Source organism: Stenotrophomonas sp. STEN013 (assembly GCF_056760355.1).
In genome coordinates, this window is sequence record NZ_JBRREO010000009.1 from 38,889 (window position 1) to 65,190 (window position 26,302).

Consider the following 26,302-nt stretch of genomic DNA (forward strand, 5'->3'; position numbering starts at 1 on the left):
CGCGATGCTCACCCGGCTCATTGAATTCTCACTGCGGCAACGCATGCTGGTCATGCTGGGAGCACTGGCCTTGGCAGGGGCAGGAATGTTCGCCTTCCTGAACCTGCCGATCGATGCCTACCCGGATATCTCTCCCACGCAGGTCAAGTTGATCCTGAAAGCACCGGGCATGACCCCGGAAGAAGTGGAAACACGGGTCATCGCGCCGCTGGAGATGGAACTGCTGGGCGTCCCCAAGGGCGTACTGCTGCGTTCAGTGGCCAAGTACGCCATCGCCGACATAACCCTGGATTTCGCCGAAGGAACCGAAATCTTCTGGGCGCGGCAACAGGTGGCCGAGCGCTTCGCCGGAGTTTCCGGCGAGCTTCCCGCTGGCGTAAGCGGCGGGCTGGCACCGATATCCACGCCGCTGTCCGATGTCTACATGTTCACCATCGAAGGCGGCGGACTGAGCCTGGAGGAGCGCCGCAGCCTGCTCGACTGGACCCTGCGCCCGGCGTTGCGCACCTTGCCCGGGGTGGCCGATGTCAACGTACTGGGCGGGGACGCAAAGAGCTTCGTGGTCACTCCCGACCGCAGCCTGCTGATCGCCAACGGCCTGCAGCAGAGCGACCTGGTCGATGCGGTGGAGCGCAACAACCGCAACGACGGCGCCGGCCGACTGCAGACCGGTGAAGAAAACCTGATCGTACGTACCGAGGGAGCCATCCAGACGCTGGAGGACCTGGGCAACATCGTGGTACGCAGCGGTGCGGTGCCGATACGCATCAGCGACATCGCCCAGGTGCGCGCACAGTCGCTGACCCGCTACGGCGCGGTGTCCCACGATGGCAAGGGTGAAGCTGTCCAGGGCATCGTCGTCGCGCTGCGTGGTGCTGATGCATCCGCCCTGGTCGAAGCGATCGAAGAGCGTCTGGCGTCGCTGGCCCCCAGCCTGCCGGCGGGAGTGGAGATCGTACCGTTCTACGACCGCAGCCACCTGATCAAGCGGGCAGTGGGCACCGTGCAGAACGCACTTCTGGAAGCCACGGTGCTGGTGGTGCTGTTGCTGTTGCTGTTTCTGGGTGAATTGCGCGCCGCCATCGTGGTGGCGTTGATCCTGCCGCTGGCAGCGCTGTGCACGTTCCTGCTGATGCGCTGGACAGGACAGAGCGCCAACCTGATGAGCCTGGGCGGGCTGGCAATCGCCATCGGCATGCTGGTCGACGCGGCCGTGGTGGTCGCCGAGAACACGGTCAGCCGATTGGCACCGAGCGCACCGGGCGCGCATCTTCCCCGCCTGCACCGGGTGTTTGCCGCCACCTATGAAGTCGCCAAGCCGGTCACCGCCGGCATGCTGATCATCTGCCTGACTTTCCTGCCCCTGCTTACCCTAGAGGGGCTGGAAGGCAAGATGTTCGCACCCGTCGCAATGACCATGGTGTTTGCATTGGGCGCCTCGCTGCTGCTGTCACTTACCTTCGTGCCGGTACTGTCCTCGCTGCTGTTGAAGGAACGCGAGCACCATGAGCCTTGGCTGATGCGCAAGGCCGGTGCTGTTTACCGGCCGTTGCTAGAAAGCGTCCTGACCCACCCGGCTCGCGCGTTCGGGGCCGCCGGACTCGTGCTGCTGGTTGGCATCGGCGCGTATTTCGGGACCGGCAAGAGCTTCATGCCGACCATGGACGAAGGCGACATCCTGGTGCAGTTGCAGAAGTCCCCCTCGATCTCCCTGGAGCGTTCGCTGGAGTTGGATCTGGCGGTGCAGCAGGCACTGCTGGCAGCGGTACCAGAAGTGGAGAACATCATTTCGCGGGTCGGGTCGGACGAGCTCGGCCTGGACCCGATGGGCCTGAACGAAAGCGACATGTTCCTCAAGCTCAAGCCGAAGCGCGAATGGCGCAAGTCCGACAAGGAATGGCTCACCGGGGAGCTGCGCAAGGTCCTGGAGAATTTCCCCGGCATCGAGTTCGGCTTCACGCAGCCCATCGAGATGCGGGTTTCGGAAATGCTGACCGGCAGCCGCGGCGATCTGGCAGTGAAGCTGTTCGGTCCTGACTTGCACACCCTCAACGCGCTTGCACAGCAGGTGGCAGCCACGATCGAAGCAGTGCCGGGCGCCGAGGACGTGTTGACCCAGGCTGCCGAAGGCATGGCCTACCTGCGCGTGGCCATGGATACACAGGCAATCGGACGCGCCGGACTGGCGACCGTGGAGGTGCAGGACGAACTGCGCACACAGCTTGAAGGTATGCCGGCCGGACAGGTCATCGAGCCCGGCCGGCGCACTCCGATCCTGGTCCGCGGTGGTGCCGACGTCAGGACATCGGCAGCACACTTCAGCGAAATGCGGATTGCACGCCGTGATGGGGGGGAAGTACCGCTTCGTTCACTGGCGCGCATGGAAGTGGTGACCGGCCCGGTGGCGGTGCAGCGCGAGAATGGCTCGCGCTTCTCCTTGGTGCAGGCCAATGTGAGCGGGCGTGACCTGGTCGGCTTCGTGGAAGAAGCGCGGGCGGCGGTGACCACACAGGTGCCGCTGCCGGCCGGCTATCACCTGGCCTGGGGCGGTCAGTTCGAGAATCAGCAACGCGCGGCGGCACGGCTGGGGCTGGTGGTACCGGTGGCTCTGGGCCTGATTTTCGTGGTGCTCTTCACGACATTCGGCTCGGCTCGGCAGTCGGTTCTCATTCTTTGCAACATCCCGTTCGCGCTGGTGGGCGGCATCATCGCGCTGTGGCTTTCCGGACAGTATCTGTCGGTGCCGGCCTCGGTGGGGTTCATCGCACTGCTGGGCATTGCCGTGCTCAACGGGCTGGTGCTGGTGAGCTGCTTCAACCAGTTGCACGAGCAGGGCATGCCCATCGAACAGGTGGTGCGCGAGGGCGCGCAACGCCGCGTGCGGCCAGTACTGATGACCGCCAGCATTACCGCACTGGGACTGGTGCCGCTGCTGCTAGCCAGTGGTCCGGGGTCGGAGATACAGCAGCCACTGGCCATTGTGGTGATCGGCGGACTGCTGACCTCGACCGCGCTGACCCTGCTGCTGATGCCGCCGCTGTACCGCCGTTTCGGCCTCCCCCCCCTTTCCGACATTGCAGGTGCCGCATGATGCCCCGGGTTCGCCTCTGCCTGACGTTTCCCCGCTCGCTGGAAGCGACGATCAGCGATGCCCTGATCGCAGCCCCCGGGCTGCCGGGATTCACCCTCATCAGTGCCGAAGGCCATGGCGGTGATTTCGTCAACGCAACTACCGCCGAGCGCGTTCGTGGCCGGATGGACCAGCGCGTGCTGTGGATGCTCGTGGACCAGGAAAAACATCAGCAGGTGCTGGCATTGCTGCGCGCCACAGTTGTTTCAAACCTCGTGCACTGGTGGCTGGAACCTGTTCTGGACGGGGGGCAGTTGGCATGAGTTTGCGCATTCTGTTGCTCCTGCTGGTCTCCCCCTGTGCATTGGCAGGGAACTACCTGCCCGATCCCGACCTGGTGGCCCAGAGCATCGCCCAGCAACCAGACGTGCGCGCCGCAGAAGCACGCGTGCGCGCCGCACAGGCACAAGCGCGTATGCACACCGTGGGCAGCCATGAGTTCGAAGTGAGCGGTGCCCGGCAACGGCATAAGGTCGAGGAGATGTCCGGCATCGACCGATACGCGGAATGGGAGTTGCAGGTATCGCGTCGCCTGCGCTTGCCCGGCAAGGCCAAGCTGGACAGCGCAATCGGTCGCCATGGCCTGGAAGCGGCACAAGCACAGCTGGAGGACGCTCGGCACCAAGCGGCGCGGCGTCTGCTGCAGCGCTGGGTTGGATGGCTACGCGCCGCTGCCGTGGCCGAAGAGGCCGAGCGCCAGTACACCTTACTCCGGCGCGAGCGCGATGCGCTGCAGCGGCGGGTCGAACTGGGCGACGCCGCACACAAGGACCTGGACCTGATCGAGGTGGAACGCGCGCAGGCCGAGGCACAGCGGCTTGCGGCCGATTCGGCGCGGGACAATGCGCGCCGGTCGATCGCGATCGATTTTCCACAGTTGCCGTTACCCGGGCGGCCACCGGCACTACCGGAGCCGGTGGCCTTGGCGGAAGACGATGCACTCTGGATCAAGCGCATCATCGACAGGAGCCACGAAATCGGTGCACTTGCCAGTATTGCGGAGCAGCAGGAAGCCGTGGCTGCGCGTGCACGTGCCGATCGCGTCCCTGATCCCAGCCTGGGCCTACGGGTCCTCAACGAACGCGGCGGTGCGGACAGCATCATCGGCGTGGTGTTTTCCGTACCCATCGGCGGGCGCTACAGGCGCGCCCTAGGTGCGGCCGAGACTGCCGAGGCCAGTGCACGGTACGACGACATCGCCATGATGACGCGTGAGATCGCGCGCGACGCCGAACTGGCTGTCAGTGACGCATGCAGCACATTGCGGCAATGGCGCGCGCAGCAGGCTGCACGTGAAGCCAGCCTCGCAGCCAACACCCGTCAACACCGCGGCTGGAAGCTGGGCGAGCTGAGCCTGGCGGAATGGTTGCTGGCAGAACGTAATAGCCGGCAGATCTCCTTGGCCGAAATCATGGCGCGCGCCGACGCGACCGAAGCGCACCTGCGCGTGTTGGTGGATAGCCATGAACTTTGGCATGCGAGGGACTGACAACACCGGGCACGCGCGTGGCTTGCGGTACATCGCCGAGCGGGCCCTTGGGCTGACAACGCGGCGTGTAAAGGCTTGTTCGGCCTGCTCAAACGCGAGCGGGCCCACCATACGAGCTACCCGATACCCGATGCCGCAAGCGCTGACCTGTTCGGATAGTCGAGCGGCTCCATGGCCCCAGGATGCGGCCAAGGGTAGCCAGGCAAGGCAGCAAGTGTTCAACCCTCTTACAACCGTTCGTGATTTCGGGGTGGAACCCGAGGCACGGAGGAGGGGTGGAGGATGGGCACGAATGCCACCCACGCAAAGGGTGACGGCCAGCTAACAACAACGCATCACACCGATGCGTGGCCTTCCTGCATCAAAAATCAAGCGGTGATCGGGGGGACACGAAAACCTGGAGCTTCATGAGAAGGATGCCCAAGAACCCAGAAGATCCCGAGAATCCAGCCAAGAAATGCTTGGGTGCCCACTACGTGTCTTCCAGACAGGGCACGGAGGCTTCTACTCACGGCTTGGGGTTGACCAAAAAAGGCTGGGCACCAAGCGGGCACATGACTTATTAGTGCCAGTAGAAAGCGCGAGAGATCAGCGCAAACTATTGATTTTATTGGCGCGCCTGGAGGGATTCGAACCCCCGACCAATGGCTTCGGAAGCCACTACTCTATCCGGCTGAGCTACAGGCGCGTTTTTGACCGCTGACTTGCAGGAACAGCCGCGATGGCCGTTCCTTTGCCGTCCGGGTGACCGGGCGGACGCGCATTCTAACGGCAAATGCCGTCGCAGGTCTTCCCCTGTGCGAACGCCAGTGCCGGCAACGGCGGAATCCGGCGCAACTGCTAACCTTTGCCAATGAGTTACGAACGCTACGAACCGCCCGCCGCGACGCCTTCGCGGTTGGACCACTACTGGAAACTGATGCGCGCCGACCGCCCGATCGGCACCCTGCTGCTGCTGTGGCCCACCTGGTGGGCGCTGTGGCTGGCCGCCGGCGGGATGCCGCCGCTGTGGACGCTGTTCGTGTTCAGCGCCGGGGTCTGGCTGACCCGCTCGGCCGGCTGCGTGATCAACGATTACGCCGACCGCTGGCTGGACCCGCATGTCAAACGTACCAGGGACCGGCCACTGGCCACCGGGGCCATCTCCGGCCGGGCCGCGCTGATGCTGTTCGCCGGCTTGATGCTGGTCGCCTTCGCGCTGGTGCTGACGATGAACGCGCTGACCATCGGCCTGAGCTTCATCGGCGTGTTCCTGGCGGCCAGCTATCCGTACCTGAAACGCTACACGCATCTGCCGCAGGTCTATCTGGGCATGGCCTTCGGCTGGGGCATCCCGATGGCCTTCGCCGCGGTGCAGGGCGAGGTGCCGGCGCTGGGCTGGCTGCTGTACGCGGCCAACATCCTGTGGTCCACCGCCTACGACACCTGGTATGCGATGGTCGACCGCGACGACGACCTGAAGGTCGGCTCGCACTCCACCGCGATCCTGTTCGGCGACCTGGACCTGGTCATCCAGGGCATCCTGTACACGCTGTTCTTCGCGGCGATGGCGCTGGTCGGGCAGCGCGCGCAGCTGGGACTGGCCTACTGGGCAGGCATCGGCGTGGCCATGCTGCTGGTGGTCTACGAGTTCCGGCTGTGCCGCACGCGCCAGCGCGAGGCATGCTTCAAGGCGTTCCTGCACAACAACTGGGTCGGTGCGGTGCTGTTTGCCGGTCTCGTCGCGGCCCTGACCTGGCCGGCTGGCCGCTGAGCGCCCTCACCTGTGACAACAAAAACGCCGCCTGACAAAGGCGGCGTTTTTGTTGCGGCTTGCAGTGCTACTCGATAATCACAGCGTGCGCTGCCGCAGCAACTTGATCCCGACCCACAGCTGCAACACGCCGTAGAACAGCGCGCCCACCGCCACCCAGATCGCGATCGTGGCCAGGCCGATCCCCGGCCGGGCGAAGAACAGCACGCCCAGCGCCACCGCCAGCAAGCCGCTCAGGGCCAGCATCCACTCGCCATTGACCAGCTTGCGCACCTGCACCGCGAACACGATACGGGCGATGCCGGCGATCACCAGCCACAGCGCCAGCAGCCACAGCATCGCTTCGGCCATCTGCGCCGGCTGTCTGATCGCCAGCACACCGAAGCCGATGGAAACCAGCGCGTACAGCAGCAACACCCAGTTGGGCAGCGCCACGTTCTTGCGGAAAATACTGATCAGGCTCACCACGCCATCGGCCAGCGACAGCGCGCCGAACGTCAGCACCATCGCCAGCACCGACACCGCCGGCCACAGCAACGTGCCGATGCCGAAGGCCAGCGCCAGCACCCCAAACACCACCAGGGTCCAGCCACCGCGTTTCACCTGCTGCGAAAGAAGGTTCATCCCACCGCTCCTGTGTGAAAGACGTTGCCAGTGGATACGGGCGATCACCTGGCCGATCAAGTATCACCGCGATCAGGGCACGCGCGCACAAACCCAGGCATCCACCCGTTCCACCCCGGCCCGGCGCAGAGCGCTGGCCGCCGCCTGCAGGGTTGCACCGGTGGTCATCACATCGTCGACCAGGGTGACGTGGGCCGGCAGCGGGGCGGTCACGGTGAAAGCGCCACGGACATTGCGGCGGCGCGTGGTGGCATCCAGCTCGGACTGGGCGGCGGTGGCACGGGTCCGGTGCAGGGCCGCACACAGCGGCAGGTGCAAGGCCCTGGCCAGCGGCCGCGCCAGTTCCCGTCCCTGGTCATAGCCGCGCTGGCGCAGCCGCGAGCGGTGCAGCGGCACGGGCACCAGCGCCGCCGTGGCTGGCGGCGGATCCCGGCGCGCCAGCATCAGCTGCGACAGCAGCCGGCCGGCGGCCAGATCCTGATGGAACTTGAAGCGCCGCAGCAGGCCATCGACCGGCGCGGCATACAGGAACGTGGCTCGGACCTGCTGCAGCGGACTCGGCCCCTGCTGGCACATGCCGCACAGCAGCTGCAGGCCCGTCCCTGCCGGCAGCGGCAGGGCGCAGCGGTGGCAGGCATCAAGCGCCCACGGCAGCGTCAGCGCACAGGCCGCACACAGATCCCGCCCGGCGCTGCCCGGCTCGCCACAGACCAGGCAGCGCGGCGGCAGCAGCAGCGCGGTCAGCCGCGCGCCGGCGCCGTAAACCAGATTGATCATGGATTTGTTGACAGGTGGTTTCATGCTCACCAGACTGCCCCGCTTCTGGGATCCGATCTGTCAGGAAATACCGATGTCTGCTGTCATCCGTCACGACTGGCGCCGCGAAGAGCTGCTGGCGCTGTTTGAGCTGCCCTTCCCGGAGCTGCTGTTCCGCGCCGCCAGCGTGCACCGCGAGCACTTCGATCCGGCCCAGGTGCAGGTCTCGACGCTGCTGTCGGTCAAGACCGGCGGCTGTCCGGAAGACTGCGGCTACTGCCCGCAGGCGCAGCGCTACGACACCGGGGTGGACGCGCAGAAGCTGATGGAGACCCAGGCCGTGGTCGCACGCGCCCGGGCCGCCAAGCAGGCCGGCGCCTCGCGCTTCTGCATGGGCGCGGCCTGGCGCTCGCCCAAGGACCGCGACATCCCCAAGGTCGCGGCGATGATCGCCGAGGTGAAGGCCCTGGGTCTGGAGACCTGCGCCACGCTGGGCATGCTCGAAGGCCACCAGGCCCAAGCGCTGAAGGACGCCGGGCTGGATTACTACAACCACAATCTGGACACCGCGCCGGATTACTACGACTCGATCATCCACACCCGCCAGTACCAGGACCGGCTCGATACGCTCGAACACGTGCGCAATGCCGGGCTGAAGACCTGCTGCGGCGGCATCGTCGGCATGGGCGAGACCCGCGAACACCGCGCCGGCCTGCTGCTGGCACTGGCCAACCTGCCCGCGCACCCGGATTCGGTGCCGATCAACCGGCTGGTACAGGTCGCCGGTACCCCGTTGCATGGAAGCGCGGAGCTGGACCCGTTCGAGTTCGTGCGCATGATCGCCGTGGCCCGCATCGTCATGCCGCGTTCGATGGTGCGGCTGTCGGCCGGGCGCGAGAGCATGAGCGACGAGCTGCAGGCGTTGTGTTTTTCCGCCGGCGCCAACTCCATCTTCTACGGTGAGAAGCTGCTGACCACCGGCAACCCGGACACCGCGCGTGATCTGGCGCTGTTCGAACGTCTGGGCCTGACCCCGATGCCGGTCGCGGTGGATGCCGATGACCACGATCACCCCGGCACGGTGCATCTGGATATCGCCCCGGCCTGCGCGCAGCCGGCCTGATCCGGCAGCGGATCGGCCGCGCGGCGTGGCCCGGACGTCGGCAACGACAACCGGGTACGCTAGCTGGCCATCCGTCCATGAAAACGCGCCATGGCCCGTCCCGATCTCCACGAACGCCTGCAGGATCAACGCAAACTGCGCGAAGCCCAGGGGCGGATCCGCACCCGGCGCACCGTGTCGCGCCGCGACGGGGTGCGCCTGGAAATCGATGGCCGGTGGCTGACCGGCTTCTGCAGCAACGACTACCTCGGCCTGTCGCAACAGTTTGAAGTGGTCGCCGCGCTGCAGGACGCGGCCGCGCGTGACGGCGCCGGCAGCACCGCCTCGCACCTGGTCTGCGGCCACCATGCGCTGCATGCGCAGCTGGAACAGGAGATGGCCGACTGGCTCGGCTATCCGCGGGCGCTGCTGTTCGACAGCGGCTACATGGCCAACCTGGCCGTGCAGCAGGCGCTGTTGAGCGAGGAGAACGATGTCTGCGTGCAGGACCGGCTCAACCATGCCAGCCTGCTCGATGCCACGCGTCTGGCCGGCTGCCGCCTGCGGCGCTATCCGCACCTGGACAGCGAAGGCGCGATCCGCCAGCTCAAGCACGCCCCCGACGGCGCGGCGATGCTGGTCACCGATGGCGTGTTCAGCATGGACGGCGATATCGCCCCGCTGCGCTCGCTGTCGCTGGTGGCGCGCATGCAGCAGGCGCTGTTCTACGTCGATGACGCCCACGGCGTCGGTGTGGTCGGCGCGGACGGCCGCGGCTGCGTGGCCGAGGCCGGGCTGGGCGTGAACGAGGTGCCGCTGCAGCTGGCCACGCTGGGCAAGGCGCTGGGCGGACACGGCGCGGTGGTGCTCGGTGAGGAGTCCCTGATCCGCCATCTGGCCGAAACCGCGCGTCCCTACATCTACACCACCGCGCTGCCGCCGGCGCAGATCGCCGCCTCGCTGGCCGCGGTCAAGCTGGCGCGCCGCGACCACTGGCGCCGCGAGAAGCTCACCGAGCTGGTCGGCCTGTTCCGCGAGGGCGCACGCCGCCTCGGACTGGAGCTGATGCCCTCGGAAACCCCGATCCAGCCGCTGCTGTGCGGCGACGAGGCCACGGTGATGGCACTGTCGGCGGCGCTGGAGCAGTCCGGCTTCCTGGTCAGCGCGATCCGCCCGCCGACCGTGCCCGAAGGCAAGGCGCGGCTGCGGGTCACGCTGTCGGCGTTGCACAGCGCCGGGCAGGTGAAGGCACTGGTCGAGGCCATCGGCGCCGCGCGCGATCTGGTGCTGTACCAGAAGTCACTTACTCCCGTCAGCGTCTGAGCAGGTTGTCCGTTCCATGCATATCCACGTCACCGGCAGCGGTCCGGCACTGGTCCTGATCCACGGCTGGGCGCTGCACGGCGGCATCTTCGCGCCGCTGGTGGAGCGGCTGTCAGCGCACTTCCAGCTGCACGTGGTCGATCTGCCCGGGCACGGTTTCAGCCGCGAGGACAGCACCCCGCTGAAACTGCCGTATCTGGTCAGCGCCATCGCCAGCGCCACGCCGCCGGCGGTGTGGTGCGGCTGGTCACTGGGCGGGCTGGTCGCGCTGCATGCTGCCGCCACGCTGCCGCAGGTGCGCGGGCTGGCCATGCTCGCCGCCACGCCGCGCTTCGTGCGCGATGCCGACTGGCCCGATGCGGTGGAACCCAGCGTGTTTGAACAGTTCAGCCGGGATCTGCAGCAGGACTACCGCGGCACCCTGGAACGCTTCCTCGCCCTGGACGTGATGGGCTCGCAGCACGCCCGCAGCGAACTGCGCACCCTGCGCGATGCGCTGGTCGAGCGCGGCGAGCCGGCCCCCCGCGCCCTGCACGAGGGATTGGCGCTGCTGGCGCGCGCCGATCTGCGTGGCGCCTTGCCGGCCCTGCACAAACCCGGGCTGTGGATCGGTGGCCAGCGCGACCGGCTGGTGCCGGCGGCGGCGCTGCACCGCGCGGCGGCTCTGGCACCGGCCGGCCGACACCAGGCCCATACGGTCGAGGGCGGCGGCCATGCGCCGTTCCTCGGCCACGCCGACCAGGTGGCCGGACTGCTGCAACGCTTCGTTGCGGACTGCGCGTGAGCGGTTCGGCCCGTATTGCCCCGCCATCGCCGATCATGTGCCCCTGTATTTCCCCCCACGATTGAACTGATGCCCGCCCCACCGGCGCACCGTCCCTGTCGATCCCCGTTCCTGCCTGCGTGTCTGCCATGTCCTCCCTGTTCGATCCCAAACACGTCCGCCGCGCCTTCTCGCGTGCCGCCTCCAGCTACCACGCCGCCGCGGTGCTGCAGCAGGAAGTGGGTAAACGCCTGCTCGAATCGCTGGACTATCTGGAAGACCGGCAGCCGCAGGTGGTGCTGGATGTGGGCAGCGGCCCGGCCCACGCCACCGCGGCGATGAAGAAGCGCTGGCCCAAGGCGCAGGTGATCGCGCTGGATCTGGCCCTGCCGATGCTGGCCGAAGCCAAAAAGCAGGCCGGCTGGTGGCGGCCGTTCGCGCGGGTATGCGCCGATGCGCGCGCCCTGCCGCTGGCCGACAACAGCGTCGATGTGATCTTCAGCAACCTGTGCCTGCAGTGGGTGGAAGACCTGCCGGCGGTGTTCGCCGGTTTCCGCCGCGTGCTCAAGCCCGGCGGCCTGCTGGTGTGCTCGACCTTCGGTCCGGACACGCTGGTTGAACTGCGCGAGGCCTTCGCCCAGGCCGATGACACGGCCCACGTCAGCCACTTCGCGCCGATCGCCCAGTTCGGCGATGCGCTGATGATGGCCGGCTTCCGCGACCCGGTGCTGGACCGCGACCTGTTCACCCTGACCTACGACGAGCTGCCGGCGCTGATGCGCGAACTCAAGGCGATCGGCGCGACCAACGCGATGCACAGCCGCCGCCACACGCTGACCGGGCGTGGCCGTTTTGCCGCCGCGCGCGCCGCCTACGAGCCGCTGCGCCGCACCGACGGCAAGCTGCCCAGCAGCTGGGAAGTCATCTACGCCCACGCCTGGGCGCCGGAACCGGGCGCACCGATCCGCGAGCATGGCCATGACGTGGCCGCGGTGCCGGTCTCGGCCATTCCGATCCGGCGCAAACCGCAAGCCTGAATCCGCAGATTCGCGACGGCGGCGGCGCGGGTACCCGCGGCACTGGCCATGACCACCGCCACGCACCCGGTTTCGCGTGCGTCCCGTTGAGGGCGTGCGCAGCGTCGTCGGCTCCGGTAGGGGCCGGCGTAGCAGGCGCGGACCTGATCGATACGGTATGGCCGCTCAGGCGCCGTTGGCGAACAGGTCGCGGTGGAAGAAATAGATTTCCTGCGCCAGGAAGCGCCAGCTGGTGTGGAAGCTGCGAAAACGCGTGCTGGGTGTGGACGAGGCCAGCGCGTCGATGCCCAGCTCGCGCGAGAGCCGCAGCGCGCGCGCCATGTGCAGCGGATCGCTGACCACGATCACCTTGTGCATGCCGTGCTCGGCCATTAGCTGCCGCGCCTCGACCAGGTTCTGGCGGGTGGTGCGCGAGCGGGTCTCGATCAGGATGTCGCGGTCGGGCACGTTCTGCCTGAGCGCATAACGCCGCGCCACCTGTGATTCGGAAAAGCGGGCACGCGCGCCGCCAAAGCCGCCGGTGAAAATCAGCTTCGGGGCGTAGCCCTGCTGATACAGGTCCAGCCCATGGCGGATGCGTTCCTCGAATACCGGCGAGGGGCGGGCGTCATACGCCGCCGCCCCCAGCACGATGATCGCGTCGGCCGGCGCGGCCTGGTCGCGATCGCCGACCCAGATGATCCAGGCCGCCACCCCCAGCAGCCACAACAGCAGCAGCACTCCCAGGCGCCACAGCCATCCGAGCAGGCCCGGCGACCGTTGCCGGGCACTCATGGGCGACTCCACGGCAGGGCGTCCAGATCGACATTGCCGCCGGACAGGATCACCCCGACGTTGCGCCCGGCAAACCGTGCCGGGTCGGCCAGAATGGCGGCCAGCGCGATCGCCGAGGACGGCTCCACGGTCTGCTTGAGCACCTGCCACAGCCGGCGCATCGCCGCCACGGTAGCGTCATCGTCCACGGTGATCACGCTGGCCCGGCCGTGCAGCAGGGCGAAATTGGGCGCGCCCAGCGCGCCGCGCAGACCATCGCACACGGTGGCGGGAACGAAATCGGGCTGGCGCTGGCCGCTGGCCAACGACCGCGAGGTGTCGTCGGCGCCGGCCGGTTCGGCCAGCACCAGCTCGCACCGTGTGGCCGCCTGCTGCAGTGCCAGCAGCGTGCCCGCGGCCAAGCCACCACCGCCCACCGGCACCATCAGGACATCCAGCGGCGTATCGCACTGCTGCAGCAGCTCCAGCGCCGCGGTGCCCTGCCCGGCGATCACCTTCGCATCGGCATAGGGATGCACCAGCATGGCGCCGGTCTCGGCCTGCACCCGCGCGCATTCGGCCTCCCGCGCGGCCTGGGTGGACGCACACCGCCACAGCACCGCGCCATGGCGGACGATATTGGCCAGCTTGGCCGCCACCGCGCCCTCGGGAACCACCACATGGCACGGGATGCGGCGCGACTGGGCCGCCAGCGCCAGCGCCGCGCCATGGTTGCCGGAGGAATGGGTCACCACCCCGCGCGCGGCCTGTTCCGGCGTCAGCGCCCATACCGCGTTGCAGGCACCACGGAACTTGAACGCACCGCTGCGCTGCAGATGCTCGGCCTTGAAGTGCAGGCGCGCGCCGCTCAGCGTATCCAGCACCTGCGAGCGCAGCACCGGGGTCACGCTTGCATGGGGTGCGATGCGTGCCGCCGCTGCCAGCACATCGGCCACTCCGGGCAGGGAAAGTTCTTTCATGCAGAAAGGTTAACGTAGGCCCCAAGCATCGGACCATCTCGGTGGTTGCGATGGCCATCATTCAGTTCCGCCGGACGGAGTTAAGGACCGATTCAACGCGGTCCGCCGAAGCTGGCACCACACCCACGGGGGGACACGCATCATGAAGCGCTTGATCATTGCCGCCGGGCTGCTGCTTGGTCTGTCCGCTTGCGCAACCTACGACTATGTCGGCGGCGGCGCAGGCGGCTACTACCACGGCTCGCCCTCGGTGCAGTACAGCTACCCGTATGGCTATCCCTATGGCCGCTATGACGGTTATTACGGCTACGGCAGCGGCTACTACGGGTATGGCGGTTACGGCGGGCGTTATCCGATCTATCGCCCACAGCACAACCACCGTCCGCCAGCGCGCCCGCCGCAGCAGGGCCATGGCCCGCGTCCGGGCAATGGCGATGGAAACGGCCATGGTCCACGGCCGCCGCGCCCGACCCCGCCGGTCAACGGCGGCGGTGGCAAGTCACCGTGGCGGGACCTGGACCGGCTGCAGCGCCCGCAGCAACCGCGATCGGCCGCCGTCCAGCCGGTGCAGCGCGCGATGCCCAGGCCCCAGGCGGTTGCGCCGCGTCCGGCGATGCAGCCGCGACCGGCGGCACCTGCCCGACAGCCGTCACATAACCGTGAACGGCAGGAAGCCCGCATCCAGGAACGCTAAAAGGGTTGCAATCGGCGAAGACTTGGGCAATCTTGGCGGCACGTGGTGACCGGTTGCGTCGCAAACTGACCCAAACCGGCTTCATCCGGACCTATCCATGTCGATGTCCGTCAGGAACTCTGGATCCCCCCTGTTCCGGCCCTGTCGGACATCGGCGCCTTAATAAAGAACAAAGCCCCGGTCTCCCGGGGCTTTGTTTTTCCTGCTTTTACCGCGGTACCGCCTGGATAAAGAACGGGGCCGGCAGTCCCCCGACTACCGGCCCCTGTGCTACCCCAGCGTGCGCTCCGGTCGGCCCCTGTTCCAATTCCGACCTTGCTGCGCCTGTGTCGCATGCCACGCTGGGTGCAAGGGGTAACAGCAGGTTGCATGCCAACTTTAGGTCCGGCGCAGCCGCGCGACCATTGGCGGTAAAATCGACACCCCGTCGGCTGGCGCGCCCATTCAGTCCTGCCGACAGACCTCACACTTCCGACTCCGATCCCACGCCATGAGCGACTCCTTCTCCCACTACGACGTCATCGTCATCGGCGGCGGCCATGCCGGCACCGAGGCCGCCCTTGCGGCCGCCCGTGGTGGCGCGCGCACGCTGCTGCTGACCCACAACGTCGAAACCATCGGCGCGATGAGCTGCAACCCGGCCATCGGCGGCATCGGCAAGGGGCATCTGGTCAAGGAGATCGACGCCCTCGGCGGGGCGATGGCGCATGCCGCCGACCTGGCCGGCATCCAGTGGCGCATGCTCAACGCCTCCAAGGGCCCGGCGGTACGCGCCACCCGCTGCCAGGCCGATCGCAACCTGTACCGCATGGCGATCCGCCGCATCGTCGAGTCGCAGCCCAACCTGACCGTGTTCCAGGCGGCGGTGGATGATCTGGTGATCGAGGGCGACGCGGTACGTGGCGCCATCACCCAGACCGGGCTGACCTTCCATGCGCCGGCCGTGGTGCTGACCGCCGGCACCTTCCTGGCCGGCAAGATCCATATCGGCGAAACCCAGTACACCGCCGGGCGCATGGGCGATCCACCGGCGACCACGTTGGCCGCGCGTTTGCGCGAGCGTCCGTTCGTGATCGACCGGCTCAAGACCGGCACCCCGCCGCGCATCGACGGCCGCTCGCTGGACTACCGCGTGATGGACGAACAGCCCGGCGATGATCCGCTGCCGGTGATGTCCTACCTGGGCAATGTGGCCGAGCACCCGCGGCAGGTGAGCTGCTGGATCACCCACACCAGCGAGCGCACCCACGACATCATCCGCGGCGCGCTGCACCGTTCGCCGCTGTACAGCGGCCAGATCGAAGGCATCGGCCCGCGTTACTGCCCCTCGATCGAGGACAAGGTGGTGCGCTTTGCCGAGAAGGCCAGCCACCAGATCTTCGTCGAGCCCGAAGGCCTGGACGTGGTGGAGATCTACCCCAACGGCATCTCCACCTCGCTGCCGTTCGACGTGCAGCTGGAACTGGTGCGTTCGATCCGCGGCATGGAAAACGCGCACATCACCCGTCCCGGCTACGCCATCGAATACGACTTCTTCGATCCGCGCGGACTGAAGAACACGCTGGAGACCCGCCAGGTGTCCGGGCTGTTCTTCGCCGGGCAGATCAACGGCACCACCGGTTACGAGGAAGCCGGCGCGCAGGGCCTGCTGGCCGGCATCAACGCCGCGCTGTTCGTGCAGGGCCGTGAAGGCTGGAGCCCGCGCCGCGACGAGGCCTATATCGGTGTGCTGGTCGATGACCTGATCACCCACGGCACCAGCGAGCCGTACCGCATGTTCACCAGCCGCGCCGAGTACCGGCTGCAGCTGCGCGAGGACAACGCCGATACGCGGCTGACGCCGACCGGGCGCGAGCTGGGCCTGGTCGATGACCGGCGGTGGGCCGCGTTCGAAACCAAGCAGGCGGCGGTGGCCAGCGAAAGCGCGCGTCTGCGCGGCCTCTGGGCCACCCCGGCCAACGCGCTGGGCCGCGAAGTGGCCGAGGCCACCGGCGTGGCGGTGACCCGCGAGACCAGTGTGCTGGACCTGATCAAGCGCCCGGAGTTGAACTACGCCAAATTGATGCAGGTGCCGTCGCTGGGCCCGGCGGTGGACGATCCGCGCGTGGCCGAACAGGTGGAGATCAGCGTCAAGTACGCCGGCTACCTGGATCGCCAGCGGGTGGAGATCGAACGCCAGCAGCGCCACGAGAACACCGCTATTGCCGAGGGCTTCGACTTTGCCGCCGTGCACGGCCTCTCGGCCGAGGCGCTGCAGAAGTTCGAGCGCGTGCGCCCGCAGACCATCGGCCAGGCCCAGCGCATCCCGGGCATGACCCCGGCGGCGATCTCGCTGCTGCTGGTGCATCTGGAGCGCGCGCGCCGCGGCAAGGTGGCCTGAGTAGCACGCGGCATCGCCGCGGCGAGTAACCGCCGTGGCGTGGAAGCTTGCTGCTCCCTGCGCGTCGGGCCGGTGCAGGCATTGCATGCCGCGCCAGCGCCGCAGCGCGCTGGGACGCGGTGGCGCCACTGCGTATCATCGTGACTGCAATCCCACCAATGAATTCCGCCATGACTTCGCTGCGCCCCTTCCTGGACAAGATGCCCGTTGTGGGCGAACGCGTGTACGTGGACCCGGCGTGCACGATCATCGGCGATGTGCAGATCGGCGATGACGCCTCGATCTGGCCGGGCACGGTGATCCGCGGCGATGTGAACCACATCCGCATCGGCGCGCGCAGCAATGTGCAGGACGGCACCATCATCCACGTCAGCCACGACAGTCCGTACAACAAGGGCGGCTACCCGACGCTGATCGGCGAAGGCGTCACCGTCGGCCACGGCTGCATCCTCCACGCCTGCACAATTGGCGACTACTGCCTGATCGGCATGGGCGCGTGCATCCTCGATGGCGCGGTGATCGAGGCCAACGCCTTCATCGCCGCCGGTGCGGTGGTCGGCCCGGGCAAGGTGGTGCGCAGCGGCGAGCTGTGGGCCGGCAACCCGGCGCGGCTGATGCGTCAGCTCAGCGACAAGGACATCGAAGGCCTGCGCTATTCGGCCGACCACTACGTCAAGGTCAAGGACCAGTACCGCTCGATGCCCGGCTGATCCCGGCGGTGGTTGCAGGCGCAGGCGACGGTGGGCTGGGCTTTCCACAGGACCGCGGTTAAAGTCGCCGCTGATCAAGGACGCCATCGAGACCCGCATGCCCCTGGCACCTGTCCGGGCTGGAAACCGGACTTTCCCGCGCTGCCGGGCCTACCTCAACATCGCCGCGGTGGTGCCGTGACACCGGCGCCAGCGATGCTGGACACCTACCGCGAAGTGATCACGCCTGAGGGCGTGCCCCTGCAGCTGCCCGCCGCCGGACCGGTGCCGCGGGCGCTGGCCTGGCTGATCGATCTGATGGTGCGCGTTGGCGTGCTGACGCTGATGAGCCCGCTGCTGGCGCTGCTCGGCGGGTTGGGCCAGGGCCTGTATCTGGGACTGATGTTCCTGATGTTCTGGGCCTATCCGATCATCCTCGAGGTCTGGCTGGGACAGACCCTGGGCAAGAAGGCCGTGGGACTGCGCGTGATCGCCCGCGACGGCGCGCCGTTGGGCTGGATGGCGGCGATCGTGCGCAACCTGCTGCGCACCGTGGACATGCTCCCGTTCGGCTACGCACTGGGATTGATCTGCTGCCTGTACGACCCGTACGGCCGCCGCCTGGGCGATCTGGTCGCCGGCACGCTGGTGGTGCATCTGCCGCCGCGTACCGTATCGGTGCCGGCCCGCACCGACGCGGCGCTGGCCCCGCCGCTGCCACTGCAGCCCGGTGAACAGAGGGCGGTGATGGCCTTCGCCGAACGCGCCCCGGCGCTGTCTCCGGCGCGGCAGCAGGAGCTGGGCGATATCGCCTCGGTACTGAGCGAGGCGCGTGGCCAGGCCGGCGTGCTGCGCCTGTATGCGATGGCCAACTGGCTGCTGGGGCGGCGATGAGACAGGAACAGTTCGTCGCCCGCTACCAGCACGAATGGCAGCAGTTCGAGCACTGGCTGCAACGCCGTGGCCAGAACCCGCGCAAGGCGCGCGGCACGCGGGACCCGGACCTGCCCGGCGATGAAACCATTCCCGAACGTTACCGGCGACTGTGCCAGCAACTGGCACTGGCGCGCCGCCGCGGGTACAGCCCGCAGCTGGTCGAGCGCCTGCAGCAGCTGATGCAGCGTGGCCACAGCCTGCTGTACCGCACCCCGGCCCCGCGCTGGCAGCGCGCGGTGGAATTCCTCGTTGCCGATTTCCCGCAGCTGGTGCGCAGCCAGGCCGCCGCGATGGCGGTGGCGTGCGCACTGTTCGTGCTGCCACTGGTCGGCATCTTCGTGCTGCTGCAATACCAGCCCGAGCTGATCCACCTGCTGCTGGACCCGCGCCAGATCGCGCAGATGGAAAAGATGTACGACCCGGCCGCCGACCGCCTGGGCCGCGACAGCGGCACCGACTGGGCGATGTTCGGCCACTACATCATGAACAACATCAGCATCGGCCTGCGCACGTTCGCCAGCGGCCTGCTGGCCGGGATCGGCACGGTGCTGGTGCTGCTGTTCAACGGCATCACCATCGGCGCGGTGGCCGGGCACCTGCAGCAGGTCGGCTTCGGCGATCCGTTCTGGCGTTTCGTGGTCGGCCATGCGCCGTTCGAGCTGACCGCCATCGTCATCGCCGGCGGCGCCGGCCTGCAGCTCGGACTGAGGCTGCTGGCGCCCGGACGCAAGCGCCGGATCGACGCGCTGGTCGAAGGCGGCGTGATCGGCGCGCGGCTGTGCCTGGGCGTGGCCTTCATGCTGCTGGTGGCCGCCTTCATCGAGGCGTTCTGGTCCTCCACCGCGGCCGTGCCGGCGTGGGGCAAGTTCAGCGTCTCCGGCGTGCTGTGGGCGCTGGTGATCTTCTGGCTGTGGCGCGGCGGGCGGGGAGCGGCGGATGCGGATTGACCAGCTCGACGTGGTGCTGCGCGCGCGCTCGCCGTGGGAGGCGATGGAACTGGGCACCGCGCTGGTGCGCCGCCACGCCGGCGCGATCTGGAAGCCGTGGCTGCTGCTGACACTGCCGGTGTTCGCGCTGCTGAACCTGGCCGGCTGGTGGCTGGACAATTTCTGGCTGGCGGCGTTCACGCTGTGGTGGCTCAAGCCGGTGTTCGAGCGCATCCCGCTGTACGTGATCTCGCGCGGCGCCTTCGGTGCCGCCCCGAGCACGGGCCAGACGCTGCGCGCGCAGCGCAGCTGGGGCTGGCGCGGACTGTGGCCGTATCTGCTGTGGCGGCGGCTCAGTCCAGCGCGGTCGCTGATGATGCCGGTGGACCTGCTCGAAGGCGGCGACGCGGCGCAGCGCCGGCAACGGCGGCGGGTGCTGGGCGGTGCCAGCTATGGCCATGCCAGCCTGCTGACGTTGGTGTGCTGGCATTTCGAGTGGGTGTTGCAGCTGGCCGGGATCGCGCTGGTGTTCATGTTCGTGCCGCTGGAGCTGCTGTCCGAATCGCTGCGCGCGGCGTGGTCGCTGATCGGCGAGGACACCCCGGCGTGGGCGTGGATCGGCTTCAACCTGCTGGCGTGGGCGGCGCTGACACTCATCGGCCCGTTCTACAGCGGGGCCGGCTTCGGCCTGTACCTCAACCGCCGCACCCAGCTGGAGGCCTGGGATGTGGAAATCGCCTTCCGCCGGATGCGCGACCGCCTGGCGCGGCTGGCCCCGCTCCTGCTGCTGGTGCTGGCCATCGCCCTGCCCGGTGATTCCGCCCAGGCCCAGGACGGCGCTGCAGACCTGCAGAAGCAACACGCCAATCACAAGCACCTGGCGGCACATGCGGCGAGCGGCGCAACGCCAGCGACCGTGTTCGGCCCCACGCACGCCGATACCGCCAGCTTCCGCCAGGCGGCCGCACGCGCCTACGAAGACCCGCAGCTGGGCGCCCAGCGCAACGTCAGCCGCTGGAAGCGCACGCAAGATGCCACGCAGCAGGAACGGGACACCCCGGGCGACAAGTGGGCGCCGGACCTGGACGGCATCCGCACGCTCCTGGCGCTGGTCAGCGAGAGCTTTCTGTGGATCGTGGTTGGCGCATTGCTGATCGCGCTGCTGCTCACCGCCCGCTGGTGGCTGCCGTGGCTGTGTGGCAGTGGCCGGCGCAAACGCACCGTGCAGTCCCCGGTCACCCAGGAAGCGCTGCAACTGCCCGACAGGCTGCCGCCGGATATCCCCGGCAGCGCGCGCCGGCTGTGGCGCGAGGGCAAGCCGCGTCACGCACTGGCCTTGCTGTACCGCGCCGCGGTGGAGGAGCTGGGCCAGCGCGCCGATGTGGTGCTGCCGCCCGGTGCCACCGAAGCCCAGTGCTTGCGCGCGTCGCGACGCATGCCGGTGGACGCCGACCGCCAGCTGTTCGCGCGCATGGTGCGCACCTGGCAGTACGCCGCCTATGCCGGCCGCCTGCCCAGCGCCGACGAGTTCGACGCCTTGCTTGAGGATCTGCAGCGCCACTACGGGTGGCCCGCATGAGTCCGCGCTGGCGCAACGCGGCACTGCTCCTGCTGGCCTTGGCCGTGGGCGCCGCGGCGGTGATCTGGTTCCTGCGCAGCTTCGAACGCGTGCCCGAGCAGATCACCCTGCCGGCCTATGGCGAACCCACCTACAACCCGTTGTTCGCGCTGCGCGAGGCCCTGCGCAAGGAGGGCGTGAGCGCGCAGTCGCGGCGCCAGCTGGACCTGCCGGCAATGGCGCTGCAGCCACACGACACCGTGCTGATGCTGGAGGATCCGCGCCAGCTGACGCGGCCGCAGGTGGACGCGCTGCTGGACTGGGTGCAGGGCGGCGGCCATCTGCTGCTGCAGGTGCCTGCGGCCGGGGATGACCGCCCCGACAGCCCCGCCACACTGCTGGGCCGCCTGGGCATCCTCCCCAGCGAGGTCCCGGCGCGCTGCCAGCCCTGGCAGGTCGCCGCCCAGGAGCGGCATCAGGAGTTCTGTTCGGGCACCCGCTTCAATCTCGCCGGCAGCCGACGTATCGAGCTGCACTGGGGCGATGGCTTGGACGACACCCTGGCCTATGCGCGCCTGCGCTACGGTATCGGCCGCGTGGACGTGCTGGCGGACATGGACTTCCTGCGCAATGGCAACGGCGCGAAGGGCGGCCTGCGCGATATCCCGCATCGCGATCTGGCCCGCGTGCTGCTGGCCCCGAACTATGGCAAGGGCACGGTCCATCTGGTCTACGCGGTGCAGGCGCCCTCGCTGTGGAAGATGGTGCTGCAGCGCGGCTGGCCGGTATGGCTGCCCCTGCTGCTGGCGATGCTGGCCTGGCTGTGGACGCGCAGTCAGCGCTTTGGTGCGCTGCTGCCCTCGCCGCGCGAGGAACGGCGGTCGCTGCTGGAACACGTCCGCGCCAGCGGCGAACACCTGCACCGCTACGGCAAGACGCCGCTGCTGTACGACGCCGTGCGTCAGGCCTTCCTGGCCCGTCTGCGCCGGCGCGCGCCGCTGGCCGCGGCCTTGACCGGCGATGCCCAGGCCCACGCCATCGCCGAGCATCTGCAGTGGCCGCTGGCCCGCGTGCAGAGCGCCCTGCAACTGCCCGCTTCGCAGGACGACACCGCCCTGCGCGAGCGCATCCGACTGCTGATCCAGATGAGAAACCAGCTATGACCGATCTGCCGACTCCCCCCGCCCTTCCCGGTGACGCGCCTGTGACACCGCCGCCCCCGGTAGCCCCGCCTGCGACAGGCAATGTCGGGCTGATCGAGCGCGTCGAACGCATCCGCGACGCGGTCGGCCAGGCCTTCATCGGCCAGGCCGATGTGCTCGACCAGATCCTGATCGCGCTGCTGGCCGGCGGACATGTGCTGATCGAAGGCGTGCCGGGACTGGGCAAGACGCTGCTGGTACGCGCGTTGGCGCAGGCGCTGGAGCTGGATTACGCGCGCGTGCAGTTCACCCCGGACCTGATGCCCAGCGACGTCAGCGGCCACGCGGTCTACGACCCGAAGACCGAGAGCTTCAAGATCCGCCGCGGCCCGGTGTTCACCAACCTGCTGCTGGCCGACGAGATCAACCGCGCCCCGGCCAAGACCCAGTCGGCGCTGCTGGAAGTGATGCAGGAAGGCCAGGTGACGATCGAAGGCCGGGGCTTCGCGCTGAGCCCGCCGTTTTTGACCCTGGCCACGCAGAACCCGGTCGAGCAGGAGGGCACCTACCCGTTGCCCGAAGCGCAGCTGGACCGTTTCCTGCTCAAGGTGCTGATCGACTACCCGCAGCTGGAGGACGAGAAGCAGATGGTGCAGGCCATCACCACCGGCCGTACCGCCAGCGACTTCAACCTGGCGCAGGTGCCGCGCGTGCTCAGTGGCGCCGATGTGGTGGCGCTGCAGAAGGCGGTGGCCGCGATCACCGTCGATCCGCAGGTGGTGGACTACGCGGTGCGCATCGTGGCCGCCACGCGCAAGTGGCCGGGCATCGCGCTGGGCGCCGGTCCACGCGGCAGCATCGGTCTGGTGCGCGCCGCACGCGCGCAGGCGGTGCTGGCCGGGCGCGATTTCGTCACCCCGGATGACGTGCGCGAGATCGCCCGACCGGTGCTGCGCCATCGCATCACCCTGGCCCCGGAACTGCAGATCGAGGGCCAGTCCACCGACGATGTGCTCACCGCGCTGCTGGCCAAGGTGGAGGCACCGCGCAAGTGAGGCCCGCTCCGCTGCTGCTCGCGCTGCTGGTGCTGTGGGGACTGCTAGGCGTGCCGGTGGCGCTGCATTACCTGCCGTTGCCACTGTGGCAGGCGATGGCGGGCGTGATCCCCCTGCTTGCGCTGCTGGATGGACTGCTGCTGTGGCGCCGGCCCACCCCGCAGGTGCGACGCGAGCTGCCCGATTCACTGGCGCTGGGCGTGGAACGCGAAACATGGCTGCAGCTGGATGCCTTCGGCCGCCAGCGCGTGGACGCGTTCGACCTGCTGCCCGATGGCTGGAACAGCCAGGGCCTGCCGCGCCGGCTGACGCTGGCGCGCGCCAGTGAAACCCGCTTCAGCTACCGCTTCACCCCGGCCAGCCGCGGCACCTTCGTGTTCGATGGCGTGCACCTGCGGCTGCATTCGCCCTTGCGGTTGTGGCGCCAGCTACGCCTGGCCGGCACGCCGCAGACCGTGCGCGTGTATCCCAACTTCGCCCCGCTCACCCGCTTTGCGCTGCTCAGCGCGGAAATGGCCTCGCGCCTGGTCGGCGCCCACCTCAAGCGCCGCCGTGGCGAAGGCACCGATTTCCACCAGATGCGCGAATACCGCGTCGGCGACAGCCTGCGCCAGATCGACTGGAAGGCCACCGCACGCGCACGCAAGCTGATCTCGCGCGAATACCAGGACGAGAAGAACCAGCAGCTGCTGATGCTGATCGATACCGGCCGCCGCATGATGGCCGACGACGGCGGGCTGTCGCACTTCGATCATGTGCTCAATGCCGCGCTGGTGGTGTCGTATCTGGCCCTGCGCCAGGGCGATGGCGTGGGCCTGTTCGCCAGCGGCGGGCAGACCCGCTGGGTGGCACCGCAACGTGGCATGGGAGGGATCGATGCGCTGCTGCGCGCCAGCTACGACCTACAGCCGCAGCCAGTGGCCACCGACTATCTGGCCGCCGCCACCGAGCTGTCGCTGCGCCAGTCGCGCCGTGCCCTGGTGATGCTGGTCACCAATGTGCGCGACGAGGACATCGAGGATCTGCTGGCCGCGGTGCGGCTGCTGCAGAAGCGTCACCTGGTGTGTGTGGCCAGCCTGCGCGAACGGGCGCTGGATGAGGCACTGACCCGCGAAGTCGACACCCTGGCCGACGCGGTGCAGGCCGGCGCGATCGCCCGCTACCTGCAAAAACGCAGCGATGCGCACGAAGCGCTGCGCAGCCACCGGGTGATGGTGCTGGATGTCACCGCCGAGGAGTTGCCGGCGGCGCTGGTGGAACGCTACCTGGCCGTGAAGCGCGACGGCCTGCTCTGATCCGGCCGAGGCCAGGGCAACGGTTGCCGCAGAAAAAAACCGGACCCACCAGGAGTCCGGTTCGATCCGGTTGATGAAGCAACACCTGCCGCAGCGGCAGAAAGGCGCTGGACTTCAACGGGAAAACTTACTCGTGGATCGTATAGGAACCCAGTTCGCACAGGTTCTGGGTGTCCTCGGTGACGTCCAGACCCGAGTCTTCATCGAATTCGAAACGCATGTCATAACGGCACTGGGTACGGCCATCGGCAATGGTGACTTGGACAGACTCGCCGGCACCCAGCACGTCCGAACCCAGCACGTCCTCTTCCCAGTCATCCACGCCGGCAGGCGAGGTATGGAAATAGGTCATGACCGCGGACGTCCCGTTCTTCAACGTGAAGACCAGATCATCAGCCTGTGCCGAAGGTACGATGGCGAACATTGCCAGCACAGCGCCAGCGATAAGGTTTTTACTCAGCATTGTTATCCCTTGAAGGAATTGGATGTAATGCCCTTGCAGAGACCGCGACCTCCCCGATCGCGGCATCCGTATTCATGAATTGGCGCGGACATTGGACGTTCTGCGGACAGGCAAGTCAAACAAATTATTTCCAGGAAAATCCGCTTTTTCCTGATAGGTTTCATCGCCCGATTACGGTTGTTGAAGGCCTGTTTTTCCCTTTGAAAAAGAAAAAGCTGCGCCCCGGAGGACGCAGCTTTGACCAGGATCACGAAAGCAGGATCAGTCAGAGGTAGATACGGGTGCTGCCCTGCGGCGCGTCATCGAGGATCGCGTGCGGCAGGAAGCGGGCGCTGTCGCGGGTGATGCGGCTGTTGTCCTCGCGGATGCCTATGCCGCAGGCGTGATCGCCCACCACCCAGCTGCCGACCAGCGGATAGTTGCCCTCGAACACCGGCAGCGCATGGAACGCCTGGCGGATGCTCGGCCCGGTGTACGGCCCTTCGCTTTCCTGCCAGCGGCCATCGCTCATGTGCATGGCGACGTTGGCGCCCTCGCGCGAATGCAGCGGCTTGCGCACCCAGCCGGCCGGCAGCGCGCTGCCATCGTCGAAATGCGCTTCCAGCAGGTTCGGATGGCCCCGATGGCGCTGCCACAGCAGCGGCAGGATGCCCTTGTTGCTCAGCACCGCCTTCCACGCCGGCTCCAGCAGCTGTACGCCGGACTTGGGCAGCGCCGCGCCGAACTCCTCGCGCATCAGGTCTTCCAGCGGGTACAGCTTGAACAGGCTGCCGATCACGCCATCGTCCAGATCGGTGAAACGGCCGTCGGCCGACAGGCCGATGTCCTCGATCGCGATCGCCGCGCCGTGCAGGCCGGCCTGCGCCGCGCAATCGCGCAGGTAATCCACCGTGCCCTGGTCCTCGCTCGATTCGCCCACCGCGCTGAAATACAGCGGCGGCGGCAGCCGCGCCGCCAGTTCGGCAAAGCGCTCCACCAGCGTTTCATGGATCGAATTGAACTGGTCGGCCTGCAGCGGCAGCGCGCCACGGTTGCGCTGGTCCTCCAGCCATTGCCACTGGAAGAACGACGCCTCGTACAGCGAGGTGGGCGTGTCGTAGTTCAGCTCGTACAACTTGGCCGGGCCGGTGCCGTCGTAGGCGAAGTCCAGCCGCCCGTACAAATGCGGATCACGCCGGCGCCAGCTCTCGGCGATCCAGTCGCGAAAAACTTCCGGGATGGCCAGCTGCGCCATCAGCGCCTCGCTGGCCACCACCTCGCCGACCAGATCCAGTGCCATCGCATGCAGCTCGGCGCTGGGATCCTCGATGTCGTGCTCGATCTGGCGCAGGGTGAAGGCGTAGTACGCGCTTTCGTCCCAGTAGGGGGCACCGTCGATGGTGTGGAAGCGGAACCCGGCCTCGGCCGCGCGCGCGCGCCAGTTGCCGCGCTCGGCAATTGCGATACGCCTCACC

The 26,302-nt window shown here is 67.9% G+C and carries 23 protein-coding genes, 1 tRNA gene and 1 pseudogene; 18 read left to right on the plus strand and 7 right to left on the minus strand.

Features of this window, described 5'->3' with window-relative positions:
* The first annotated feature begins 4 nt into the window (after positions 1-4).
* The 4 genes and pseudogenes from ACVOMH_RS14270 to ACVOMH_RS14285 all read left to right on the plus strand — a co-directional run.
* Positions 5-3,091: an efflux RND transporter permease subunit gene (locus ACVOMH_RS14270; protein ID WP_481552391.1), complete on the plus strand. Its 3,087-nt coding sequence runs from the start codon at positions 5-7 to the stop codon at positions 3,089-3,091.
* Positions 3,091-3,393 carry a DUF3240 family protein gene (locus ACVOMH_RS14275; RefSeq protein WP_481552392.1) on the plus strand — a complete coding sequence of 101 codons (303 nt, stop codon included), beginning with the start codon at positions 3,091-3,093 and terminating at the stop codon, positions 3,391-3,393. Before ACVOMH_RS14270 ends, ACVOMH_RS14275 begins: the two co-directional genes overlap by 1 nt.
* Positions 3,390-4,619: a TolC family protein gene (locus tag ACVOMH_RS14280; protein ID WP_481552393.1), complete on the plus strand. Its 1,230-nt coding sequence runs from the start codon at positions 3,390-3,392 to the stop codon at positions 4,617-4,619. The genes ACVOMH_RS14275 and ACVOMH_RS14280 overlap by 4 nt, the downstream gene beginning before the upstream one ends.
* A gap of 42 nt (positions 4,620-4,661) precedes the next feature.
* Positions 4,662-4,870 (plus strand): annotated as a pseudogene (locus ACVOMH_RS14285) (IS3 family transposase); the annotation flags it as partial.
* Positions 4,871-5,230: 360 nt separating this feature from the next.
* On the opposite strand, the gene ACVOMH_RS14290 reads toward ACVOMH_RS14285, so the two are convergent.
* Positions 5,231-5,307, minus strand: a tRNA-Arg gene (locus tag ACVOMH_RS14290).
* Positions 5,308-5,472: 165 nt separating this feature from the next.
* On the opposite strand from ACVOMH_RS14290, the gene ubiA reads away from it, so the two are divergent.
* Entirely contained in the window at positions 5,473-6,372 is a 900-nt protein-coding gene (gene ubiA / locus ACVOMH_RS14295) for a 4-hydroxybenzoate octaprenyltransferase (RefSeq protein ID WP_481552394.1), read from the plus strand.
* Positions 6,373-6,450: 78 nt separating this feature from the next.
* On the opposite strand, the gene ACVOMH_RS14300 is transcribed toward ubiA, so the two are convergent.
* Both ACVOMH_RS14300 and ACVOMH_RS14305 read right to left on the minus strand, forming a co-directional pair.
* A complete protein-coding gene (locus ACVOMH_RS14300; RefSeq protein WP_481524107.1) occupies positions 6,451-6,996 on the minus strand; it encodes an HdeD family acid-resistance protein in 546 nt (181 codons plus the stop codon).
* Between the two features lie 72 nt (positions 6,997-7,068).
* Positions 7,069-7,797 carry a double zinc ribbon domain-containing protein gene (locus ACVOMH_RS14305; protein ID WP_481524108.1) on the minus strand — a complete coding sequence of 243 codons (729 nt, stop codon included), beginning with the start codon at positions 7,795-7,797 and terminating at the stop codon, positions 7,069-7,071.
* A gap of 49 nt (positions 7,798-7,846) precedes the next feature.
* Here ACVOMH_RS14305 and bioB point away from each other — a divergent pair, with 49 nt between their 5' ends.
* The 4 genes from bioB to bioC all read left to right on the plus strand — a co-directional run bounded on the left by bioB (position 7,847) and on the right by bioC (position 11,977).
* The gene (bioB, locus tag ACVOMH_RS14310) at positions 7,847-8,875 is read left to right on the plus strand and encodes a biotin synthase BioB (protein ID WP_481524109.1); all 1,029 of its coding nucleotides are present in this window, start codon (positions 7,847-7,849) and stop codon (positions 8,873-8,875) included.
* A 90-nt stretch (positions 8,876-8,965) separates the two neighbouring features.
* Positions 8,966-10,177 carry an 8-amino-7-oxononanoate synthase gene (gene bioF / locus ACVOMH_RS14315; protein WP_481552395.1) on the plus strand — a complete coding sequence of 404 codons (1,212 nt, stop codon included), beginning with the start codon at positions 8,966-8,968 and terminating at the stop codon, positions 10,175-10,177.
* Positions 10,178-10,193: 16 nt separating this feature from the next.
* The gene (bioH, locus tag ACVOMH_RS14320; RefSeq protein WP_481552396.1) at positions 10,194-10,961 is read left to right on the plus strand and encodes a pimeloyl-ACP methyl ester esterase BioH; all 768 of its coding nucleotides are present in this window, start codon (positions 10,194-10,196) and stop codon (positions 10,959-10,961) included.
* A gap of 128 nt (positions 10,962-11,089) precedes the next feature.
* Positions 11,090-11,977, plus strand: a complete 888-nt coding sequence (bioC, locus tag ACVOMH_RS14325) for a malonyl-ACP O-methyltransferase BioC (RefSeq protein ID WP_481524111.1) — start codon at positions 11,090-11,092, stop codon at positions 11,975-11,977.
* 165 nt (positions 11,978-12,142) lie between these two features.
* On the opposite strand, the gene ACVOMH_RS14330 is transcribed toward bioC, so the two are convergent.
* Positions 12,143-12,751 carry a YdcF family protein gene (locus ACVOMH_RS14330; protein WP_054660954.1) on the minus strand — a complete coding sequence of 203 codons (609 nt, stop codon included), beginning with the start codon at positions 12,749-12,751 and terminating at the stop codon, positions 12,143-12,145.
* The gene (locus ACVOMH_RS14335) at positions 12,748-13,710 is read right to left on the minus strand and encodes a pyridoxal-phosphate dependent enzyme (protein ID WP_481552397.1); all 963 of its coding nucleotides are present in this window, start codon (positions 13,708-13,710) and stop codon (positions 12,748-12,750) included. Before ACVOMH_RS14335 ends, ACVOMH_RS14330 begins: the two co-directional genes overlap by 4 nt.
* Positions 13,711-13,852: 142 nt before the next feature.
* Here ACVOMH_RS14335 and ACVOMH_RS14340 point away from each other — a divergent pair, with 142 nt between their 5' ends.
* The 9 genes from ACVOMH_RS14340 to ACVOMH_RS14380 all read left to right on the plus strand — a co-directional run bounded on the left by ACVOMH_RS14340 (position 13,853) and on the right by ACVOMH_RS14380 (position 24,385).
* A complete protein-coding gene (locus tag ACVOMH_RS14340) occupies positions 13,853-14,404 on the plus strand; it encodes a hypothetical protein (RefSeq protein WP_481552398.1) in 552 nt (183 codons plus the stop codon).
* Positions 14,405-14,894: 490 nt separating this feature from the next.
* Positions 14,895-16,784, plus strand: a complete 1,890-nt coding sequence (mnmG, locus tag ACVOMH_RS14345) for a tRNA uridine-5-carboxymethylaminomethyl(34) synthesis enzyme MnmG (protein ID WP_481552399.1) — start codon at positions 14,895-14,897, stop codon at positions 16,782-16,784.
* Positions 16,785-16,954: 170 nt separating this feature from the next.
* Positions 16,955-17,494, plus strand: a complete 540-nt coding sequence (locus ACVOMH_RS14350; RefSeq protein WP_481552400.1) for a gamma carbonic anhydrase family protein — start codon at positions 16,955-16,957, stop codon at positions 17,492-17,494.
* 195 nt (positions 17,495-17,689) lie between these two features.
* Positions 17,690-18,367, plus strand: coding sequence for an RDD family protein (locus tag ACVOMH_RS14355; protein ID WP_481524204.1), 678 nt, complete (start codon positions 17,690-17,692; stop codon positions 18,365-18,367).
* A complete protein-coding gene (locus ACVOMH_RS14360; RefSeq protein ID WP_481552401.1) occupies positions 18,364-19,356 on the plus strand; it encodes a stage II sporulation protein M in 993 nt (330 codons plus the stop codon). The genes ACVOMH_RS14355 and ACVOMH_RS14360 overlap by 4 nt, the downstream gene beginning before the upstream one ends.
* A complete protein-coding gene (locus ACVOMH_RS14365) occupies positions 19,346-20,914 on the plus strand; it encodes a DUF4129 domain-containing protein (RefSeq protein WP_481552402.1) in 1,569 nt (522 codons plus the stop codon). The genes ACVOMH_RS14360 and ACVOMH_RS14365 overlap by 11 nt, the downstream gene beginning before the upstream one ends.
* On the plus strand, positions 20,911-22,056 hold the full coding sequence (locus ACVOMH_RS14370; protein WP_481552403.1) for a DUF4350 domain-containing protein: 1,146 nt from the start codon (positions 20,911-20,913) through the stop codon (positions 22,054-22,056). Before ACVOMH_RS14365 ends, ACVOMH_RS14370 begins: the two co-directional genes overlap by 4 nt.
* The gene (locus tag ACVOMH_RS14375) at positions 22,053-23,090 is read left to right on the plus strand and encodes an AAA family ATPase (RefSeq protein ID WP_481552404.1); all 1,038 of its coding nucleotides are present in this window, start codon (positions 22,053-22,055) and stop codon (positions 23,088-23,090) included. Before ACVOMH_RS14370 ends, ACVOMH_RS14375 begins: the two co-directional genes overlap by 4 nt.
* Positions 23,087-24,385, plus strand: a complete 1,299-nt coding sequence (locus ACVOMH_RS14380) for a DUF58 domain-containing protein (RefSeq protein WP_481552405.1) — start codon at positions 23,087-23,089, stop codon at positions 24,383-24,385. The genes ACVOMH_RS14375 and ACVOMH_RS14380 overlap by 4 nt, the downstream gene beginning before the upstream one ends.
* A gap of 127 nt (positions 24,386-24,512) precedes the next feature.
* Here the strand turns inward: ACVOMH_RS14380 and ACVOMH_RS14385 are convergent, their stop codons facing one another.
* Together ACVOMH_RS14385 and ACVOMH_RS14390 are read right to left on the minus strand one after the other, a co-directional pair.
* On the minus strand, positions 24,513-24,809 hold the full coding sequence (locus ACVOMH_RS14385; RefSeq protein WP_481552406.1) for a hypothetical protein: 297 nt from the start codon (positions 24,807-24,809) through the stop codon (positions 24,513-24,515).
* Between the two features lie 304 nt (positions 24,810-25,113).
* A complete protein-coding gene (locus ACVOMH_RS14390; protein ID WP_481552407.1) occupies positions 25,114-26,301 on the minus strand; it encodes a glutathionylspermidine synthase family protein in 1,188 nt (395 codons plus the stop codon).
* Between the last annotated feature and the right edge of the window lies 1 nt (position 26,302).